The sequence below is a fragment of the Glutamicibacter sp. genome, assembly GCF_035257265.1.
In the GTDB taxonomy this organism is placed as follows: Bacteria; Actinomycetota; Actinomycetes; order Actinomycetales; family Micrococcaceae; genus Glutamicibacter.
On sequence record NZ_DATEXC010000020.1, the window covers coordinates 1 to 13123 of the forward strand.

General features: G+C 57.1%; 11 protein-coding genes, 1 pseudogene and 1 riboswitch. Of the genes and pseudogenes, 2 read left to right on the forward strand and 10 right to left on the reverse strand.

The features are described 5' to 3' along the window. The 9 genes and pseudogenes from VJ369_RS04805 to VJ369_RS04845 form a co-directional block, all read right to left on the reverse strand. Positions 1-366: pseudogene (locus VJ369_RS04805) on the reverse strand (serine hydroxymethyltransferase); the annotation flags it as partial. After that, complete coding sequence (gene gcvH / locus VJ369_RS04810) at positions 366-746, reverse strand: glycine cleavage system protein GcvH (RefSeq protein ID WP_324090987.1); 381 nt, start codon at positions 744-746, stop codon at positions 366-368. The pseudogene VJ369_RS04805 and the gene gcvH, both read right to left, overlap by 1 nt. A 60-nt stretch (positions 747-806) precedes the next feature. After that, a complete protein-coding gene (gene gcvT, locus VJ369_RS04815; RefSeq protein WP_324090988.1) occupies positions 807-1922 on the reverse strand; it encodes a glycine cleavage system aminomethyltransferase GcvT in 1116 nt (371 codons plus the stop codon). 9 nt (positions 1923-1931) lie between these two features. Then, positions 1932-4778: an aminomethyl-transferring glycine dehydrogenase gene (gene gcvP, locus VJ369_RS04820; protein WP_324090989.1), complete on the reverse strand. Its 2847-nt coding sequence runs from the start codon at positions 4776-4778 to the stop codon at positions 1932-1934. A 165-nt stretch (positions 4779-4943) separates the two neighbouring features. After that, positions 4944-5041, reverse strand: a riboswitch (glycine riboswitch). A 115-nt stretch (positions 5042-5156) separates the two neighbouring features. Continuing rightward, entirely contained in the window at positions 5157-5930 is a 774-nt protein-coding gene (locus VJ369_RS04825) for an SGNH/GDSL hydrolase family protein (protein ID WP_324090990.1), read from the reverse strand. Beyond that, the gene (locus tag VJ369_RS04830) at positions 5927-7075 is read right to left on the reverse strand and encodes a serine hydrolase domain-containing protein (protein ID WP_324090992.1); all 1149 of its coding nucleotides are present in this window, start codon (positions 7073-7075) and stop codon (positions 5927-5929) included. Before VJ369_RS04830 ends, VJ369_RS04825 begins: the two co-directional genes overlap by 4 nt. A 58-nt stretch (positions 7076-7133) precedes the next feature. After that, positions 7134-8030: an RNase H family protein gene (locus VJ369_RS04835; protein ID WP_324090993.1), complete on the reverse strand. Its 897-nt coding sequence runs from the start codon at positions 8028-8030 to the stop codon at positions 7134-7136. Positions 8031-8194: 164 nt separating this feature from the next. Further along, positions 8195-9304: a glutathione S-transferase C-terminal domain-containing protein gene (locus tag VJ369_RS04840; protein WP_324090994.1), complete on the reverse strand. Its 1110-nt coding sequence runs from the start codon at positions 9302-9304 to the stop codon at positions 8195-8197. A 142-nt stretch (positions 9305-9446) separates the two neighbouring features. Next, on the reverse strand, positions 9447-10022 hold the full coding sequence (locus VJ369_RS04845) for an NAD(P)H-dependent oxidoreductase (RefSeq protein ID WP_324090995.1): 576 nt from the start codon (positions 10020-10022) through the stop codon (positions 9447-9449). A 153-nt stretch (positions 10023-10175) separates the two neighbouring features. Between VJ369_RS04845 and VJ369_RS04850 the strand changes: the two genes are divergently transcribed. After that, complete coding sequence (locus tag VJ369_RS04850; RefSeq protein ID WP_324090996.1) at positions 10176-10664, forward strand: MarR family winged helix-turn-helix transcriptional regulator; 489 nt, start codon at positions 10176-10178, stop codon at positions 10662-10664. On the opposite strand, the gene VJ369_RS04855 is transcribed toward VJ369_RS04850, so the two are convergent. After that, the gene (locus VJ369_RS04855; protein ID WP_324090997.1) at positions 10661-12502 is read right to left on the reverse strand and encodes an ABC transporter ATP-binding protein; all 1842 of its coding nucleotides are present in this window, start codon (positions 12500-12502) and stop codon (positions 10661-10663) included. The two genes, VJ369_RS04850 and VJ369_RS04855, sit on opposite strands and share 4 nt — an antisense overlap. Positions 12503-12597: 95 nt before the next feature. On the opposite strand from VJ369_RS04855, the gene VJ369_RS04860 reads away from it, so the two are divergent. Beyond that, positions 12598-13059: a MarR family transcriptional regulator gene (locus VJ369_RS04860; protein ID WP_324090998.1), complete on the forward strand. Its 462-nt coding sequence runs from the start codon at positions 12598-12600 to the stop codon at positions 13057-13059. Positions 13060-13123 lie beyond the last annotated feature (64 nt).

The window sequence follows — 13123 nt, forward strand, 5'->3', positions numbered from 1 at the left end:
TGGACGCACCAACGCGTGATACACCGACGCATTCGCCTGGGCACCAGAATGCGGCTGCACGTTAGCGAACTTCGCCCCGAACAAGTCCTTCAGACGCTCAATAGCCAACGTCTCAATCACGTCGACTTCCTCACAGCCACCATAGTAACGGCGGCCCGGGTAGCCTTCAGCGTACTTGTTAGTCAGTACCGAACCCTGCGCCTGCATTACTGCCTGCGCCGTATGGTTCTCCGAAGCGATCATTTCCAAACCACGCTGCTGACGAGCCAACTCGGCATCGATACGCTGCGCAATCTCAGGATCCAGCTCCGCTAGCGACTGCGTCAACGACGCAGGGGCTAGGGATTCAAAAGTTGCGTTGCTCATTACTCGACGTTTCCACCATTCGCGCTGGCGTAATCTCCTGCGGAAAGCAGTGGGCCTTCTTCGGTGACCTCAACGGTGAACAGCCAACCGTTGCCGTACGGGTCTTCGTTCAGGATTGCCGGGTTATCGATGGCTTCCTGGTTGACCTCAACGATGGTGCCGGTCACTGGCGAGTACAGGTCGGAAACCGACTTCGTGGACTCAACTTCGCCACAGGTCTCGCCTGCGGTGACGGTGTCGCCAACTTCTGGAAGGTCAACGTAAACCACGTCGCCTAGTGCGTCGGCAGCTACCTGGGTGATGCCAATCTTGGCTGGTGATGCTGCATCGATCCACTCGTGTTCGGCCGAGTAGCGCAACGATGAAAGAACTTTACTCACGATAATTCCTCTCCCAAGGGAAATGGTGGGCGTCTTTACAACGCCCGCTTAGGTTAAACGTTACTTGGCTCGGGTGTAGAACGGCAGTTCTACGACCACAAATGGCAAAGTCTTGCCACGAAGGTCGACATCTAGCTCAGTTCCAACTTCACTAAATGCAACATCTACGTAACCTAGGGCTACCGGGTAGCCCAGGCTTGGTGACGGCTGACCGGAGGTGATTTCACCAATGGTCTGCCCATCCTTGACGATGGCGTATCCGCCACGGCCTGCCCGCTTGCCTAGACCCTTCAGGCCAACAAGCTTGCGAGCAGGAGTCTGTCCGCGCAGTGCTTCAAGAGCTTCTCGACCAACAAAGTTCTCGGTCTTCTTGAAGGAAACTACCGGACCAAATCCAGCGTCAAATGGGGTGCGTTCAACGGACAGCTCGTTGCCATACAGCGGCATGCCAGCTTCCAAACGCAGCGAGTCACGCGAGGCCAAGCCACAAGGAACTAACTCGTGGTCCTTGCCCGCTTCCACGGCCTTGTCCCAGATCGCAGTGGCGTCTTCGTTGGCAATGATCAGCTCGAAGCCGTCCTCACCGGTGTAGCCGGTGCGTGCCAACAGTACGTCGATGCCGCCCAGAACTACCTCGATTGCCGCGTAGTAGTTCAGTTCCTTCACGGCATTCACGGTCTGCTCATCGGCTGCCAGTGCGGTCAGAATCGCTTCTGCGTTCGGGCCCTGCACCGCGATCAGCGAGGTGCGTGCTGACGCGTCATCGACGACCACGTCGAAGCCAGCTGCGCGTTCTGCCAGCTTGGCGGCGACTACCGGTGCGTTACCAGCGTTGGGAACAACCAGGAAGCGTTCTTCGCCGAGGCGGTAAACGATCAGGTCATCAATGATTTTTCCGTCTTCATTGAGGATCAGCGAGTACTTAGCCTTGCCGACCTTCATGACCGCGAGGTTGCCAGCCAGTGCGGTGTTCAGCGCGACGCCTGCCTCTGGACCGGTGAGCCAGACTTCACCCATGTGGGAGAGGTCAAAAAGGCCCGCGGTGGAACGTACTGCCTTGTGCTCGGCTAGTTCCGAACCGTACTTCAATGGCATATCCCAGCCACCAAAGTCGGTGAACGAAGCGCCTAATTCGGCGTGCTTCTCGTGCAACTCTGTGTGCTTGATGTCAGTCATCACGACGTCCTAGTCTTCGAAGGCTTCAGGAGGTGGGCAGGAGCAGATCAGGTTTCGGTCACCAGCTGCACCATCGATGCGGCCGGTGGCAGGGAAGTACTTATCGCGCTTGAGGCTGGCGACCGGGAAGGCTGCCTGCTCTACGGAGTACTTACGATCCCAGCTGCTGTTGACTACGGCCGAGACACTGTGCGGAGCGTTGCGCAGTGGCGACTCTTCGATGCTGTAAACGCCGGCGAGAACTTCCTGCATTTCCTGGTGGATGGTGATCATTGCTTCGATGAAGCGTTCGATCTCGGCCAGGTCCTCGGACTCGGTCGGCTCAACCATCAGCGTGCCGGCAACCGGGAAGGACAGCGTTGGTGCGTGGAAACCGAAGTCGATCAGGCGCTTAGCCACATCTTCTGCGGTAGCTCCGGTCTTTGCGGTCAGTTCGCGAAGATCCAAGATGCACTCGTGGGCTACCAATTCCTTGTTACCGGTGAACAGTACCGGGTAGTACTCGTTCAGGCGCTTGGCAATGTAGTTTGCGCTCAAGATCGCGGTCTTGGTGGCGTCGGTCAGTCCGTCGCCGCCCATCATGGCGATATAAGCCCAGGAGATTGGCAGTACGCCTGCGGAACCGAAAGCGGTAGCCACTACCGGCACACCGTCACGCTCGGAATAGGTACCCGATGGGTCACCTGGCAGGAATGGCACGAGGTGTTCGCCAACACCGATGGGGCCAACACCTGGTCCGCCACCACCGTGCGGGATGCAGAAGGTCTTGTGCAGGTTCAGGTGGCTGACGTCGCCGCCGAACTGACCTGGCTGAGCCAGACCAACCAGGGCGTTCATATTTGCACCGTCGATGTAGACCTGGCCGCCGGCGGCGTGGACCTTGTCGCAGACTTCACGTACGTCCGCGTCGTAGACACCGTGGGTGGATGGGTAGGTGATCATGATGGCCGAAAGGACATCCTTGTTCGCCTCGATCTTGGCATCAAGATCGTTCGCGTCGATGGTGCCATCTGCCGCGGTCTTCACCACAACAACCTTCATGCCGGCAAGTACCGCGGAGGCCGCGTTGGTGCCGTGGGCCGAAGCCGGGATCAGGCAGACGTTACGCTGGCCTTCGCCGCGCGAGGCGTGGTAACCGGAGATGGCAAGCAGCCCCGAGTATTCGCCCTGTGAACCGGCGTTTGGCTGGATCGAAACGCCAGCGTATCCGGTAATGGTGGTCAACCGGCCTTCAAGGTCGGTGATCAGCTCGCGCCAGCCCTCGGTCTGCTCGGCCGGAGCGTATGGGTGGATCGAAGCGAACTCTGGCCAGGTGATGGATTCCATCTCGGCGGACGAGTTCAGCTTCATGGTGCATGAGCCCAGTGGGATCATGGTGCGATCCAGCGCCAGGTCGCGGTCTGCCAGGCGACGCAGGTAACGCATCATCTGGGTTTCCGAGGAAATGGTGTTGAAGATTGGGTGAGTCATGAACTCGCTGGTGCGAACCTGAGACTCTGGGATGTCAAAGCCCTCTGGTGCGGACAGCTCCACGCCGAAGACCTCTGCCAGCGAGCGGACAATCGCCGCGGTGGTGGCCTCATCGGTGGAGATGCCTACCTGAGTTCCGGAAACCTTACGCAGGTTCACGCCCGACTCAGCGGCCTTGGATATCATCGCTGCGGCATCTTCGACGTTCACTACTACGGTGTCGAAGAAGGATTCGCTGGCCAGAGTGAAGCCACCGGCTACCAGTGAGCTGGCGATGACGCGTGCGTGGTTATGGGTACGGCTGGCAATCATCTTTAGACCTGCCGGGCCGTGGTACACGCCGTACATCGAGGCGCAAATTGCCAGGAGTGCCTGAGCGGTACAGATGTTACTGGTGGCCTTCTCGCGGCGGATGTGCTGCTCGCGGGTCTGCAGTGCCAAACGGTATGCAGGGGTGCCGGCGTCATCGCTGGAGACGCCTACCAGGCGACCTGGCATGGAGCGGGTCAGACCGTCAGCCACTGCGAAGTAGGCTGCGTGCGGGCCGCCGAAGAACAGAGGCACGCCGAAGCGCTGAGTGTTGCCCACCGCGATATCCGCGCCCTGCTCGCCCGGAGGGGTGATCATGGTCAGCGCGAGCAGGTCGGCGATAACAGTGACCATCGCGCCGGCGTCTTTGGCGGCGGCGATGATCTGCTTGTGGTCGGCAATGGAGCCGTCGTTGCCCGGCTGCTGCAGCACGATACCGGAAATGTCGCCTTCAGGCAGTCCCTGCGCCAAGTCGGCAACTTCGACTTCAAAGCCCAGCGCATCCGCGCGTCCCTGAATGACCTTGATGGTCTGCGGGAAGATATTTGAATCCAGGACGGTCTTGCCGTTGCCCTTTTTCTTGTTGACACGGCGCATCATCAGCACCGCTTCGGCTGCCGATGAAGATTCATCAAGCATCGAGGCGTTAGCGATAGGAAGGCCGGTCAGATCCATGACCATGGTCTGGAAGTTCAGTAGCGCTTCGAGGCGACCCTGGGAGATTTCTGGCTGGTACGGGGTGTAAGCGGTGTACCAGGCTGGGTTTTCCACGATGTTACGGCGGATCACCGGTGGGGTGATGGTGTCGTAAAAGCCCTGACCAATCATCTGGGTCTTCATCACGTTCTTGGAAGCCAAGCCGCGCAGGTGAGCCAGCGCTTCGGTTTCGCTCAGTGCCGAGGGAAGATCCAAGGCAGAAGCCTGGCGGATATCAGCCGGAACTGCGGTGTCGATGAGCTCATCAAGGCTGGAATAACCCAGCGTCGAGAGCATGTGGTTAACATCGGCCGGACGTGGGCCAATGTGGCGTGACACGAATTCGCTACTCGTGGATGCCGAGGTCTGCGTAATAGTCATGGTGCAGTTATCTCCAGGGGGATCTGTCTTGGCGCATGCCAAAGGAAGGTCTCTGTCCCTCCCCATCCCTGTTTCATAACCTGAGAGTTTTACACATCCGACCAACAAAGCCGGTTGCTTGCACCTTCGGTGAACCGGAACGGGCCGGTTTCTTTCCAGAGTTGCCTCGTGATGGCGGTACGGGGGCCTGAGAGTTTCCTGGGGAGGAATTGCTCCTACGGCGCCCATCCATGGTGTGAACGGGTCTCTCCCGCCATCCGTCGAAGGCTGCATTGAAGATCTAATGATCTAAAACACAGTTACATCGTACCTGCATCGGTGAGCGTAGTCCAAGACTTAAAAATCTGCCCAGTTCATAAATGCAGCCAGTAACGTCATCTAAGCAAGTTTCACGTACTCAGGGTACCTAGCGCTCAAGCTGTCCCCCGAAGATGTACCGGTGAGCCGGCGCTTAATCCAAGGACCCAAATGTTCTTTGACCCAGCCCATATCCTGGCGCAGTCGTTCACCGCGGGAATTGACCGGAAGCTCAGGAAGTCCTGGAAGGTTGATCTGCTCCACCCACTCAGGGTCCGCAATGTTGTGTTTGCCAAGTAGTTCCAGCACCTTGTAGGCCATCAGGGTATGACCAAATTCGTTCATATGCAGACGGTCACCGGCCCAATAGCGCAGGTCAGAAAATTCTCGCCAGCGCCAGTAATCTGCCACAATCGCCCCGTGGTTGTCGGCGATTTCGCGGATCTTCTCGTTATAGATTGCCGTGCGTGGCCGTGTCTTGTTAAAGAGCGGTGAGTCGACGGTATCAAATCCGGTAAAGAGCACCACGGCACTGCCTGCCGCAACAAAGCGACACACCATTCCCTCGTAGCCGCGCATCAGCGCATCCAGGTCGGCGCTCGGACGCAAAATGTCATTACCGCCGGCATAGATAGTGACCAGATCCGGTTTCAGTGCCAACCCTGCGTCGAGTTGCTGATTGATGACCTGACCAATTTTTTTGCCGCGAATCGCTAGGTTCGCGTACTGCCAGTCATCTTGGGTGCACAATACTTCCGCGACCCGGTCGGCCCAACCGCGCACGCGGTTAGGGCGCACCATGCTGAGATCTCCGACGCCTTCGGTGAAGGAATCTCCTAGCGCAAGGAATTTCATTTTGCTCCCTTGGCCAAGATCAGCTGGCGTGCCAGCTGGCTGAGCTTCACACCAGTTGAAATGTCTTTGGGTCCTTCATTGCGTGAAGGGATGAATCCAAAGCCAAGCTGGTAGGCCGGGTCGGCGAAAGCCAGCGATGAGTTCGCCCCGTCATGGCCGTAGGCGAAGATTGAGCCGTAATCATTACGGGCGGTGGCCTTCATGAAGCCCACGGCGAATGCTTGCAAGAGCCCGTTGGTACGGTCTGGACCGTACACAAGTTCGGTAGAAACCTGAGCCCAGGTATCGGCGTTGAGCAATCCCTTGCTCACGCCAAGAGCCGGTACCGCTCCAAAGGACGCGGCGTAAACTCCGGCAAGGGCCTCGGCGTTGGCCACCCCACCCATGGACGCTGGACCTAAATGGCGTACCTGTGCCGAGTTGGCCAGCTCGTGCCAGTTGTAAACCGGACCGGATTCCAGGGCGAAACCTGAGGTGGAGTTCACCGATAGTCCGGTTGGTGAGAATGGGTCCATGAAGGCAGGGGCTTGATCAGCGGCAGGCAGCACGTCACGGTAGCGCGGTTCAATTTCTGCACCGTGCCCGATATAGGCGTCCACGCCTAGTGGTCCGCGAATACGTTTTTCATAGACGTCTTTGAGTTCTTCTCCGGTTACCCGGCGCACGAGCTCTTCCATCAGTACGCCCATGGTGATTGCGTGATATCCCACGATGTTCTGGCCCAGTGGCCAGATGCTTGGCATCGAGGCGAGGACCTTAGCGTATTCCGCCGAGTTCAGCAGCACCTCGCTGGGGACCCCTCCGGGAACGCCGAGCACCCCGGCTTGGTGACTGAGCACCTCTCCGACGCTGAGTTTTTCTTTGCCTCCGATAGCAAATTCTGGCCAGTAATTACCTATTGGAGCGGTCGGATCAAGCAATCCGTCTTGGATCAGCAACGCGATTACCAGTGCGCTCAAACCCTTAGTGCAAGAGAAGATGCAGGTCAGACCGTCACCGGATAGGTGTTCGCCGACACTGTGGCTTAGCACCAATTCTCCGCGGTGGTAAATGGCTAATTGGGCCGAGTAATCTTCTTCTTCTGCGGCCCGAGCTTCGAGCGCTTCGGCAAGTGGTGCGAAATCTTCTGAAATGACCGAATGCATGAAAATCCTTTAAGTGCTTGTTACTTATCAACTAACACTAGTATCAGTTGATAAAAATCTATGCTTGGTTTTCTACTGTTTCTTGGCGGAACCGTAGTTTCCAGCCAGCGCTTGTCTGTTGCCACCACGAAGAGCACACCAGAACCGGTGAGTTGGCGGGGTTCATCCGATACGCGATGAGCACCAATGACGTATCCAGTAAGCGGGCGGTCAGAAGCTGCACCGGGCCGGTTTCTGGCAAGGCGCCTGCACCGTCGAGGATTGAACGCACGGCACTGACGTCTAAGAGTGAACCGTCCCGGCAAATTTCCTGGTAGCCAGGATGCAGGAAGTCACTCACCTCGGAGAAGTTCGTGCGTACTTGTGCGTCGAGCAGTCCCTGTTCCAGCTCGAATACGGTTCCGGTGACGTCCAGGCTCGTACTTTCTTCAGCAACGGTGTCCGGCTCGGGTTGCGGCGCTTCTTCGCTAGTTGTCGCCGGCGCACTTGAACCGACGTAGCCGGGTCCTGAATCCGGTGTTTTACCGCTTTGATGCGCGGTGGCAGCTGCCCGAGCGCGGTCATCTGCTTCTTCGTTGAGTTGATGGCCAGCGTGGCCCTTGACCCATTCAAAGGTGTATTTACGTCCGGTAATCGCGGAATCAAGTTCGCGCAGTATCTCCTGATTGAGTACCGGCTTGCCGTCGGCCTTCTTCCACCCTTTTTTCTTCCACCCCGGCATCCATTTACTGATGCAATTGATCGCGTATTGGGAATCGCACAGGATTTTTAGTTCGGTTTCGGGTTCTGTGGCGGTAGCTCTGAAGAGTTCGAGTACCGCTTGGAGTTCACCCATATTGTTGGTTCCGTGGTCCCAGCCGCCGGAGCCCCAGTTATTGTCATCGATATACCAGGCCCACCCCGCAGGTCCAGGGTTACCAAGAGCAGAACCGTCAGCTGCCGCAATGATCGTCATATTAATAATCCTGCCATGTCCACCCCACATCTATGGGCGACCTTCGTGCTCATGTTCTATTTTTAACCCGCAGAAGTCCCGGTGGACCCTTTTCAGGTGGTCCGCCGGGACTTCGTCTTACGCCGCGTGATGTTTCGCAGTTGCTTAGTTTTTACTGCGGATTGTTAGGCCGGGTATAGCGGGTTGTGTCCGGCGGTCACCCGTTCTTCGGGGCGTACCTCGTCCGGCGCTGTGCCATCGAGGAAAGGACCGGAGGTAGCGAGTTCTTCACGTCCATGGGATTCGAGCCAATTACTCAGATCTGGGCCCTTGGGCACTATCTGCGTAGGGTTGATATCCTCGTGGACCACATAGTAGTGGGACTTGATCTGTTCAAAGTCTGTGGTGTCACCAAAACCTGGGGTCTGGAAAAGGTCCCTTGCATAACCCCACAAGTTTGGCATGTCGGTTAGTTTATTGCGGTTTGCCTTAAAGTGACCGTGGTAGACCGGGTCGAAGCGTGCCAGCGTGGTGAACAGCCGGATATCCGCCTCGGTAATATGGTCTCCCATGAGGAAGCGTCGAGTTTCAAGCCGCTCCTCCAGGTAGTCCAGCGTGGTAAATAGCCTGTCATAGGCGTCGTTATATGACTGCTGATCGCCGGCGAATCCGGCGCGGTAGACGCCGTTATTGACCTCGGTGAAGATGCGTTTGATCAGTGGCAGCATTTCTTCAAGCGAATCTTCGGGAATCAGATTGGGTGCTCCCTCGCGGTGGAATTGTTTCCACTGAGTGGAGAAGTCCCAGGTGATTTGCGGGTAGTCGTTGGTTACTACCGCACCGGTTGGAATATCCACGATTGCCGGGACGGTGATCCCACGCGGGTAGTCTGCGAACCGCTTGAAGTAATTTTCCTGGACTCGTTCGGTACCTAGAACAGGGTCCTTGCCATCCTTATCAAGGTCGAAGGTCCAGCTGCGCGCATCATGAGTGGGACCTGGCAATGCGACAGAAATGGCATCCTCCAGCCCGAGCAGCCGGCGCGCGATGAGCGTGCGGTTGGCCCATGGACAGGCACGCGCTGCTACGAGCCGGTATCGTCCAGCTTCAACTGGCCACAGCTGTGCACCTTCACCCAGACCTGCTCGCGGGTGGCCGATGGAACTGGCAGGTTCTCCTGCGGCAAAAGCTTCGGGACGAGGATCTGCCACGATGCGATCTTGAATGTAGTTGGTGTCTCTGGTGAAGTCACCACCGGTGACGTATGCGCCCTTAGTCGAAAATTCGTTGCTCATGATCTCCCCTGAAGATTTGCCCTCGGTTTCTGCAACCTGCTTATTCACAGGCTAACGCTGAGGCTGGTCAAAAAGTAGTGCGGTGTTCCCCAAAGCACGGGATGTTATCTTGCAAACTTCCCGTAGTTCATCCGGGGGTTGTTCAGGCGTTGACCAATGCGGAAGCGCGAACCGTGTTCATTGCGGTAGCCCAGGAATTCAGCTGGTCAAACATTGGCTGGACCGATCCGGCGGCCTGTTCGGTTGGCTTGAATTCTGAGAAGTTCTCAAAGTCGCTGAAGAGCGAGAACATGCCGGTCTTCTGCACATGAGCGATCTGCAGTTCGGAAAGAATACCGCGTAGGTGTTCTACCGCGCGCGCTCCCATGGCCGAGCCGTAACCAACAATGCCGGCTGCTTTATTGGTGAATTCCGCATTCAAGTAGGACAGCGCGTTGGCCAGTGCCGGTGCGATCGAGTGGTTGTATTCAGGGGTAACGAAGATGTACCCGTCAAACTCGGCAATCTTTGCCGACCAGAGCTTAGTGGCTTCGTTCTGGTAGTTCTGGTAAGCCGCAGGGAATGCTTCGTCTAGCAGCGGCAAGTTGTAATCGGCAATGTCGACCAGCTCATAGCTGGCGTCATCGCGCTGCTGAGCCTGCTCTAATACCCACTGAGCGACGCCGTGGTTGTTACGTCCCGGGCGGGTGGATCCGGTAATGATAGCGATTTTCAACATCTTATTGCTCCCTAGCGTTGTAGTGCGCCACCGCGTTATGGTTGACGCGTCATCAAGTCTTGCTAAAAACAACATTACACGAGATGATTGATGTGTCAACAACTTTGAGGGTGTGCCTCTCACTACTATCTGCACATTAGGAGAAAAGAAAACATGGGAACCGAAGAAACTCGCTGGCTCAACGAGCGCGAGCAGAAACTCTGGCAAACCATCCGCGAGTTCATCTGGCAGTTCCCCAGCGCTATGGATCGTCAGCTCACCCAAGATTCCGCCATGCAATCGGGCGAATACTCGGTCCTCGCAGTGCTTTCCGAGTCAAAAGAGACTTCGCTACGCCCTGCAGAAGTAGCCAACGAGCTGCGCTGGGACCGTTCCAGACTCTCACACCTTTTGCGCCGCATGGAAGCTAAAGGGCTTATCACTCGATGTTCCGATGTTCTAGACCGCCGAGGTCACCAGATCGGATTATCCGAGCAAGGCTGGCAGGCGATTCGCGAAGCCGCGCCCTCACATGTGGAGTTCATTCGCCAGTCGCTCTTCGATTCGCTGACTACTACGGAGCACGCGGCGCTGGAAACTGCCTTGCCTAAGATTTTAGCCGCAATTACGCCGCGGGAACCAGCGGGCGATCCAGCGAACTAGCTGCGCTGCTGCGCCAATTCGCTCTTGTTGACCAGCCGGGCAAATTTACCGTCCAGCTTGACCAGCTCGTCAAAGGTTCCGGACTCAATAATCCGTCCCTCGTCGAGCACTACAATCTTGTCGGCGCGCAGCACGGTGCTCAATCGGTGAGCAATCAACAAGGTGGTTCGCCCCAAAGCCAGTTCATCCAAGGCTTGTTGGACCAGTGCTTCGGTGACCGTATCCAAGGCACTGGTAGCCTCATCCAAAACCAGCACCTTTGGCTGACGCAACATCGTGCGGGCGATGGCCAGGCGTTGCTGTTCACCGCCGGAAAAGCGGTGACCACGCTGCCCGACCTGGGTATCTATCCCGTCGGGGAGGGAACGAATGAGCTCCGCGATTTGTGCCGCTTCCAAAGCGTTCCACAATTGTTGCTCATCGGCGTTCGGGGCAGCCCACAGTAAGTTCTCGCGAACACTAGCGTGCAGCAGATAGCTTTCCTGCGCCACCACGGAGACCACCTCCGCGATGTCCTGCGGTTGCACCTGGGTTAGCTGCACACCATCTAAGCTCACGGTTCCCGAGCTTGGATCCAGTAGCCGTGGGACTAGGGAGCCGAGTGTTGATTTGCCCGAGCCGGTAGCGCCGACTACCGCGGTCATGCTGCCTGCCTCAAGCTTTAGGTTGATTCCCTGCAAGGTATCGGCACGCGCCCCGGGATACCGGAAATCTACATCCTTGAATTCCAATTCACCGCGCACCGCATCGTGAACCAATCGCCGTGGCTGGCTTGGCACCGGTAGCGCCTGATCAGCATCGAGGAACTCGAACACTCGGCTAAAGAGCGCCAGCGCCGAGACCCACTGAATAGAAATACTCATCAGCCCCATCACCGGCCGGAATATTCCTGCCTGCAGCCCGGTGAAAGCAACGAGGGTACCAATACTCATGCCGTCCCCGGTGACCGGAAGCCCAGCAACGATATAAAGAATCGCCGGAACTCCGGAGAAAATAATCGACATCGCGGCCATCCGCCAGCGTCCGGCGAGCGCACTGCGCATTTCCAGATCAATGAGTTTTGAGCTGGAGTCGGTGAACTGTTCGGCGTCCAGGGTGCCAGTACCCATTACCTTGGCGAGACGAACCCCGGAGATACTGAGCCGTTCTTCAATTATCGAGGTGAGCGTGGACATTTCGCGTTGCCGCGCCCCGGTGATTTTCCGGCGCAGTTTTGCTGTTTGCTTGGCCAGGATAATCGCCGGCGGCAAAACCACGAGCGAGATCAGACTCAGCTGCCAGGAAATTGCCACCATCGCACAGGCCGTAGCAACCACGGTGGTGAGGTTGGAAGCGATTGAGGTGGCCGAGTTGGTGATCACCGATTGCATCTGCCCAACATCATTGGTCAGCCGTGACTGCACCTCGCCAGAGCGAGCATTGGTGAAGAAACCCAGAGATTGTTTTTGCAGGTGAGTGAACAGTGACGTGCGCAACCGGTGCATGACCTTTTGGCCCATCAGGGTGGCCCGCCAGGTTTGCACCACTCCGAGCACCGCGGTCACCAAGGCAATGAGTACCAACCCGCCGGCCAGCGCCAACAGTAGTTTGACGTTTTGCTCTGGGATGGCCACGTCGATCAGTTCCCTGATAATGAAAGGCTGCGCCAAGCCAATCAGCGATGATGCGACAATCAGCAGCATCACAAAAATTACCGTGCGCAGATGTGGACGGAAAAGGTGCGCAATGCGGCGCAGTGAGACGGGATGGTCCTGCAACCATTCTTTATCTTTTTGGGAATTCCCCGCGCGGGCGCCGCCTGCGCCGCCACCTGGTCCACCCATTGGCATAGCAACCATGAGCACCTCCGAGATTCTTGTTCTAGTTACCTCAAGAATAGCAGAGGTAACCTCACTATGTGGTTCCATCTTGAAATTGTTGGGAAAAACACCCTATGCTTAAGCACATGCTTCCCCAAGAGTCCGGCCCTGACTTGGTCGACCTGTTCAATCGCAGTTCTCGTATGCTCCGTGGCAAATGGCGCCGCGCCTTGACCCCTTACGACATCACACCTCATCAAGTTCGTACCATGATGCTTTTAGGACGCGTTGATGCCGAAGGCATGCGCAACTCGCAACTCGCCGAAAAGCTGCATATTGCCCCGCGCTCTACCACCGAGGTCATCGACCAGCTGGTCGCCAAGGAACTGGCCACCCGCACCCCCGACCCTGCGGATCGTCGCGCCAGTTTGATCACGCTGACCGATTCGGGCCGTGAACTGCTACAAAAACTACACGGCGAGCGGAAGCAAAGCCACGAAGAATTTTTCTCCACCCTCGGCGAAGTTGACCGTGCAGAACTCAGCAGAATCTTGGGCATCCTCGTGGCAGACGCGCCAGGTGACCCACGCTGTTAGATAACTAATTTAAACCGCGGAAGGGTGGCTCCACAGGCAATGTAGTTGCCTGCGGAACCACCCA

Coding starts and splice junctions, on each gene's coding strand:
- gcvT (WP_324090988.1), bottom strand. CDS start 1,922: ATGACTGACATCAAGCACACAGAGTTGCACGAGAAGCACGCCGAATTA.
- gcvP (WP_324090989.1), bottom strand. CDS start 4,778: ATGACTATTACGCAGACCTCGGCATCCACGAGTAGCGAATTCGTGTCA.
- VJ369_RS04825 (WP_324090990.1), bottom strand. CDS start 5,930: ATGAAATTCCTTGCGCTAGGAGATTCCTTCACCGAAGGCGTCGGAGAT.
- VJ369_RS04830 (WP_324090992.1), bottom strand. CDS start 7,075: ATGCATTCGGTCATTTCAGAAGATTTCGCACCACTTGCCGAAGCGCTC.
- VJ369_RS04835 (WP_324090993.1), bottom strand. CDS start 8,030: ATGACGATCATTGCGGCAGCTGACGGTTCTGCTCTTGGTAACCCTGGA.
- VJ369_RS04840 (WP_324090994.1), bottom strand. CDS start 9,304: ATGAGCAACGAATTTTCGACTAAGGGCGCATACGTCACCGGTGGTGAC.
- VJ369_RS04845 (WP_324090995.1), bottom strand. CDS start 10,022: ATGTTGAAAATCGCTATCATTACCGGATCCACCCGCCCGGGACGTAAC.
- VJ369_RS04850 (WP_324090996.1), top strand. CDS start 10,176: ATGGGAACCGAAGAAACTCGCTGGCTCAACGAGCGCGAGCAGAAACTC.
- VJ369_RS04855 (WP_324090997.1), bottom strand. CDS start 12,502: ATGGTTGCTATGCCAATGGGTGGACCAGGTGGCGGCGCAGGCGGCGCC.
- VJ369_RS04860 (WP_324090998.1), top strand. CDS start 12,598: ATGCTTAAGCACATGCTTCCCCAAGAGTCCGGCCCTGACTTGGTCGAC.